Genomic DNA, 6,703 nt, shown 5'->3' with positions numbered 1-6,703 from the left:
AATTGAGTTACACACTTACGTGCTGTTTTATTACTTGTTGATATATCGGTTTTTTGGCGACCATTCTTTCAATGGTTTTGTGAAAAATGGTTTCTTTGAACTGTGACCTGTTTATCCTAAAACAGAACTCATCGAAATATCTCTGTACATGCCATTTGCTTACATGTGTTGGAATTGCCCTCAACCAAGATTTCAGCTGCATTATAACAATATGCATTTCCTTGAAGTTCTTGCCGCCTGCACTGTATTTCTGTTCAATATTATAGTCTTTCATCAACGGTGCATACCCTCGCCATTTATCTGTTACCACTTTGGCGGTCGTACTGATATGCTCTTCGAAGATTGGCGTCAGGGATCTCGCTGAATAATCCTCGATCGATCTTACGTAGACCCTTTTGATTTTGTGCTTTTTGTCTAGCTCCACCGCTATCACTGCCTTTTTCTTCTTGGAGTCATAGCTCCGGCCCTGTTTGCCCTCTTCTTTTCCACCAACCGTGAATTCATCCACATGGACAATTTCCGACAATGGATATTGCTGGCTGCTCTGCATGGCTATCCTCACCTTCTGCATAAAATACCAGGCAGTTCCCTGTCGGACATCGAAGCGCTTCCCCATCTGGACACTTGACACGCTCTTCGTGCTGGTGGCCATCTCGAACACGATGCAGAATGCCTTATGGAGCCCGAACTTAACTTTGTGGAACAATGTATTTGCCGTGGAGCTCTCCACATGCTGACAGTTATAACATTGATAGGTGTATCCCGCTTTTGCACATCCTTTGGTGTGTCCACATTTCATACATTTAAAACCATCCTGCCATTTTATTTTAGCCAAATAAGCCTTGCAGGAATCATCATCCGGCAATTCTTTTACAAAGTTCAGTATATTTTGACCCTTAAACACATCCATAATCATTATATTTATTGGGCGCAAGATACAGAACTTAAATGATTAACTCAATTAATTAATTTGTAGTATCAATTGGCATTACAGCATTGTCAGTAGCAGGTTTGGTTGGTACAGGGATGCTTGTTGCTGCATCAGTGTCCAACGCTTTAGATTCTGCAGTACCAGTAGCGCCATCAATTGCGACATTGGATACCAAGATCAGAGCTAATAAAACAGTTGCTAAGACCCAAGTGCTTTTATCTAAAAAGTCTGTTGTTTTTTTTACTCCGCCTAATTGTTGTGTGCCACCACCACCAAATGATGAAGACAATCCGCCTCCTTTTGGATTTTGAACCATAATGACAACCACCAATAAAAAAGATACAATGATAATAAGGACTAAAAATATTGAAAACGTACTCATGTGCTATTTGGTATTATTTGCTTGTAATTGTTTTACCGCTTTAATTTGGTCTGCAAAGAAACCACTTTTTTCTGGATATTTCAAAATTAAAATTCTATAAGATTGAATTGCTTTATCATAATTTTTTTGCTCCAAATAGATGCGCGCTAAAGTCTCTGTCATTAGGCTATCATTCTGTACCAATTGGGTTTGGGCCAGGTTAATGGTTGGCTTTACGTCTTTAACAGGTGCAATTTTAGGATTGGAAGTGATGAATTTATCAATTAAATCAAATTTTCTTTCAAGTGCAGATTCAAGTTTGGGTTCCTGAAGTGATGCCTCAGGTTGTGTCTCCATGTCATTGTTAGCTTCTTCAGTCTCCCTTTCTATAGGCTTAAAACTGGTTATTTTTAACCATTGTGTAAATGAGTGGGTTTCGTTTTTGTCAAAATCCAAAGGTTTACCAATGTTCAATTGTTCTTCAGGAGACGACTGAATGTTTTTGACATCGACATTTATAACGGGATTAATGTGAGATTCTTCTGAGGGATTGGTGGTAGAAACTGGTTTTTCTTCAAATAAATTGGGATCAAGAACCCCTGCGCTGTCTTCGATTTGTTGTTTTAAAACATCATCTATAGTCACACTTTTGCCAACAGAAATATCGTTAGCGTCCTTGATCTCAATACCTTTTAGAAGTTCAGTATTTTGTTTGATCAAGTTGGAAATCTCATTTTGATTAAACGCATCTGACGTGATAAAATCAAAAAGAATACTTCTATCTGTTGTGTAGGCTGCTGTAATTCTAAGCTCTTGATTGTACTTAAAACTTTCTTTCGTTCTTAAGCCCTTTAGATGCAATGCCCTTGCAGGCTGAAAATAGGGATATCTCGCTACAATGTCGCCCATGTTTGCAGTGTGAACCGTATTCAGTTCTTCAGGGTGGGTGAGTAAGTGTGTAAATTCCTGTTTGTTCACGTTATAAAATTACCATTTGCCCAGAGTGGCATTTAAAATATCTTGTGTAATTCGTTCAAAAATTTCAGCAATGGCCTGATCCCTTTGAGCACCTACCAATTGCGCCGTCGCAGGATAGTCATAGAAAAACGAAAATTGCTGATTAATATCACCATCGGGATTGTTCGTGTCATAAAAACGTACAAATACCCCAATGGTCAATCTGTTTTGGGCCGCAGTAATGTCGGCGGTTGCAGTGGTTGGAGAAATACGGTACTCTGTGATCTCACCTTCGTAAATGATATCGCCTCCAGAGGTTACTAATTGCAGGCTGGTTTGATTTTGGATGATATCAGCCAATGCGTTTGTGAAAGTGCGCTCCAATCCTGGCTCAATAAGCGGGGCATCATTTTGGAAATAATTAACTTGATAGGTCGTTGTTCCTGCTGGTAAAGAAATACCTGTAAAGGAATAATTACCACAGCCAGAGAGTAGGCCAAGGCTAAATAAGAGCACTAAAATTTGAAACTTTTTCACGTCTGTTTTTATTGGGTAACGATGGCTTATAAATCGTATTGTTTAATTTTTCTATAGAGGGTGCGTTCGCTGATGCCGAGTTCGGCCGCAGCCAATTTACGTTTGCCTTGATGGCGTTCTAGGGATTTTTTAATCAATTCCAGCTCCTTGTCATGTAAAGATAGGGTTTCTTCTTCTTCAACTTCTTCAGCAAAATGATACTTGTCATTAGATTCATCAATCGCTTCAGACAGTTGGTTCATTTTCTCTGGAATGGACAACACTTCTAAATCTTCAATGCTCTCTTCGTAATCCTCATCTTCCTCATCACCATATATTTTTTGGATCAGGCCTTCGTTTTTCTTTTGAATATCGTTGGCATTCCCACTTTTCATGAGTTCCATAGTGAGTTTTTTTAGATCGTTCAAATCACTCTTCATATCAAAAAGTACCTTGTAGAGAATTTCGCGCTCACTGCTAAAATCACTATCACTTTTTGAACCTTTGATAACAGCGGGGAGGTTATCACCCTGACTTGGCAAATAGCCTTTCAAAGTTGCTGCACTAATGGTTCTGGTTTGTTCCAACACTGAAATTTGCTCCGCAGCATTACGTAATTGTCTGATATTCCCGTTCCATCTATTTTTTAGAAGGACTTCTACTGCATCCTCCGTTAATTTTATGGTAGGCATCTTGTATTTGAGTGCAAAATCACTGGCAAATTTTCGAAATAACAAATGAATATCCTCTTTTCGATCACGTAGAGGTGGCAAATGGATGTCAATGGTACTCAGTCGATAATAGAGATCTTCCCTGAATTTGTCTTTTTTAATGGCCTCAAACAAATTGACATTTGTAGCGGCCACAATGCGGACATTTGTTTTCTGGACCTTGCTGGAGCCGACTTTTATAAATTCGCCATTTTCAAGAACACGCAGCAATCGTACTTGTGTTGTTAACGGAAGTTCTCCTACTTCATCTAAAAAAATAGTGCCACCATCGGCCACTTCAAAATAACCTTCCCGAGTTTGGGTGGCGCCTGTAAATGCACCTTTCTCATGGCCAAAAAGTTCACTATCAATAGTGCCCTCAGGGATTGCGCCACAGTTGACGGCAATATACTTGCCGTGCTTGCGATGGGATAATTGGTGTATGATTTTAGGGAGGCTTTCTTTACCTACACCACTTTCTCCAGTGACCAATACTGAAATATCCGTTGGTGCAACCTGAATTGCTTTTTCTATAGATCGGTTGAGTTTTGGGTCATTCCCAATAATCCCGAAGCGTTGTTTTGTGGCTTGAATGGATTCCATAGGCCTACTAGACCCCGAAGGGCGAATTTAAAATGTTATATAGGTGTAAAATACTCATAATCAATTAATGGGTTTCAAAGAAGTAACTCGTTTTAATAAGATAGAAAATCGCAACACATACCATTTTAATATTAGGTGGCTATTGGGCTAGCTTCACCAATCAAGGTAGCGCTGGTGCAATCTGTAATAGTCACGTTTACCAAATCGCCAATTTTATAGTGTTGCTTTGGGAAAACTGCCACGATATTCTGTGAGGTTCTTCCGGACCATTCTTTATCTGATTTTTTGGATTCACGCTCAATTAAAACCTCTACGGTAGTATTCAAATACCCTTTCGTCCTAAGTTCACTATGTTTTCTTTGGAGTTGGACAATATCATCCAAACGTCTTTTTTTGACTGCTTCAGGAACATCGTCTTCCAATTTTCGTTCCGCCATGGTTCCGGGGCGTTCAGAATAGGTAAACATATAGCCAAAGTTATATTTTACATAGTCCATTAAACTCAGGGTATCTTCATGGTCGGCTTCGGTTTCTGTTGGAAAACCTGCAATCATATCTTGAGAAATGGAACAATTGGGTAAGATGCGTCTGATATTATCGATCAATTCGAAATATTGCTCACGGGTATGTAAACGGTTCATTTCCTTTAAAATGCGATTGCTGCCGCTTTGCACAGGCAAGTGGATGTGGTCACAAATATTTTTATACTTGGCCATGGTTTCAATAACATCCAGGGTTAAATCCTGTGGATTGGAGGTTGAAAAACGAATCCGCATTTTTGGTTGTGCTTTCGCACATAATTCCAATAAATTGGAAAAACTGGTGGCCGTCGCTTTCTGGATGTCGCTCGCTTTCTCGAAATCTTTTTTCAAGCCGCCGCCATACCATAAATAGCTATCTACATTTTGGCCCAAAAGTGTAATTTCTTTGTATCCCTTGCTCCAAAGATCATTGACTTCTTCTAAAATACTTTGCGGGTCACGGCTGCGTTCCCGTCCGCGGGTAAAAGGCACCACACAAAACGTACACATATTGTCGCAACCACGAGTGATGGACACAAAAGCGCTAACGCCATTGCTATTTAATCTGACAGGTGATATATCACCATAGGTTTCATCTTTACTTAAAATAACGTTGATGGCGTCTCTACCTTCTTCAACTTCTGCCAATAAATTGGGAAGATCTTTATAGGCATCAGGGCCAACAACCAGATCTACAATTTTTTCTTCTTCAAGAAATTTGCTTTTCAAACGCTCAGCCATGCAGCCCAAAACACCAACCTTCATTTTAGGGTTGATACGTTTTACAGCATTATATTTTTCCAATCTTTTACGAACGGTTTGCTCGGCCTTATCCCGAATGGAACAAGTGTTTACCAAGACCAAATCCGCTTCTTCGAGTTTCTGGGTCGTATTGTATCCTTCTTTATGTAAAATGGACGCCACAATTTCACTGTCACTAAAATTCATGGAGCAGCCATAACTTTCAATAAAAAGTTTCCGGGTATTTTCTTTTTTTGCTTCGAGGGCAAGAGTTTCTCCCTGCTTGCTTTCGTCAATAAATTTCTCCATAAGTTTTTGAAACGTCTGTAGTTTAATATGTAGGTCTTCATTAAAAGACAGCTGCAAAGATAGGATTATTTTAACGGCTGTGACAAAGTGACAGTGTTTAAAAATGTTTTGATAATGTTAAAAATTATAGTTTCTTTGACGACCAATCAACTAAATTAAATATAATGACACCAACTGAATTTCAGTCAAAAATCGCCAATGCAAGAGCATTGGATTTTGGAACCATTTTTAACCAATCTATTGAACTGTTCAAAAAGAGCTGGCTGCAAGGGTTCTTGATGCAGTTATTTGTAGTGATCTTAATGCTGCCTTTTATCATCATATTATATGTACCACTCTTTATGTCTCTTGCGGCACAATCAGAATCTGGGCAGGTAGATCCAAACGCTATGAACAGCTTCTTTGCTGGGCTGTCTATAGTGTACATTTTGATGTTTATTATCGGGATTTTAGTTATCGGTGCCATTCAAGTATCTCTCAACGCTGCATTTTTTAGAATTTTGAGAAATCTGGATGAAGGGCGTGAGGTCAAAACTTCTGATCTCTTCTATTTTATGAAAGGGGAATACTTTGGTAAAATTTTACTGTTAATGTTGGTCACGATATTGATTTCCATTCCTGCTGCCTTATTATTCTATTTACCATTAATTTATGTGATGGTGCCGCTTTCATTTTTCGCCATTGTTTTTGCCTTCAACCCAGAATGGTCCATTGGAGATATTGTAAGTTCAAGTTTCAGATTAGGCAATAATAAATGGATGTTGACTTTCGGGTTACTTGTGGTTTGTTATATAATAATGATGATTCTTACTGTGATGACTTGCGGACTTGGGAGTTTGTTTTTGGCGCCTTTTATGTTTCATCCAATTTATTACATATATAAAGGTACAGTTGGTTTTGAAGATTTGAGTGAATTGAATCAAATTGGTGACAGCGAGGTGTTTTAACCAAAATTTGAGTAAATGGTATATCCGTTTTTAGCAGATGCCCTAAACTTGTATTTCTAACACTAATATCAAACGTGGATTTACGTATCTGCAGGTGCACTTTTTGA

7 protein-coding genes are annotated in these 6,703 nt (G+C 38.8%); 1 reads left to right on the top strand and 6 read right to left on the bottom strand.

Going from position 1 to position 6,703, the window contains the following annotated elements; translation table 11 throughout:
- Positions 1 to 7 precede the first annotated feature (7 nt).
- The 6 genes from A9996_RS16420 to miaB form a co-directional block, all read right to left on the bottom strand.
- Positions 8 to 910, bottom strand: coding sequence for an IS1595-like element ISGal1 family transposase (locus A9996_RS16420; RefSeq protein WP_066430526.1), 903 nt, complete (start codon positions 908 to 910; stop codon positions 8 to 10).
- A 55-nt stretch (positions 911 to 965) separates the two neighbouring features.
- Complete coding sequence (secG, locus tag A9996_RS16415) at positions 966 to 1,313, bottom strand: preprotein translocase subunit SecG (protein ID WP_066437643.1); 348 nt, start codon at positions 1,311 to 1,313, stop codon at positions 966 to 968.
- Positions 1,314 to 1,316: 3 nt separating this feature from the next.
- Positions 1,317 to 2,270: a tetratricopeptide repeat protein gene (locus A9996_RS16410; RefSeq protein ID WP_066437641.1), complete on the bottom strand. Its 954-nt coding sequence runs from the start codon at positions 2,268 to 2,270 to the stop codon at positions 1,317 to 1,319.
- A 9-nt stretch (positions 2,271 to 2,279) separates the two neighbouring features.
- Positions 2,280 to 2,786, bottom strand: a complete 507-nt coding sequence (gene lptE, locus A9996_RS16405; protein ID WP_066437639.1) for an LPS assembly lipoprotein LptE — start codon at positions 2,784 to 2,786, stop codon at positions 2,280 to 2,282.
- A 26-nt stretch (positions 2,787 to 2,812) separates the two neighbouring features.
- Positions 2,813 to 4,078 carry a sigma-54 interaction domain-containing protein gene (locus tag A9996_RS16400; RefSeq protein ID WP_066437635.1) on the bottom strand — a complete coding sequence of 422 codons (1,266 nt, stop codon included), beginning with the start codon at positions 4,076 to 4,078 and terminating at the stop codon, positions 2,813 to 2,815.
- A gap of 131 nt (positions 4,079 to 4,209) precedes the next feature.
- Positions 4,210 to 5,649, bottom strand: coding sequence for a tRNA (N6-isopentenyl adenosine(37)-C2)-methylthiotransferase MiaB (gene miaB, locus A9996_RS16395; protein ID WP_066437654.1), 1,440 nt, complete (start codon positions 5,647 to 5,649; stop codon positions 4,210 to 4,212).
- 164 nt (positions 5,650 to 5,813) lie between these two features.
- Between miaB and A9996_RS16390 the strand changes: the two genes are divergently transcribed.
- Positions 5,814 to 6,596, top strand: coding sequence for a hypothetical protein (locus A9996_RS16390; RefSeq protein WP_066437631.1), 783 nt, complete (start codon positions 5,814 to 5,816; stop codon positions 6,594 to 6,596).
- Positions 6,597 to 6,703 lie beyond the last annotated feature (107 nt).

This window comes from Gelidibacter algens, from assembly GCF_001678675.1.
Classification (GTDB): Bacteria; Bacteroidota; Bacteroidia; order Flavobacteriales; family Flavobacteriaceae; genus Gelidibacter; species Gelidibacter algens.
This window is presented reverse-complemented; position numbering and strand designations above follow the sequence as displayed.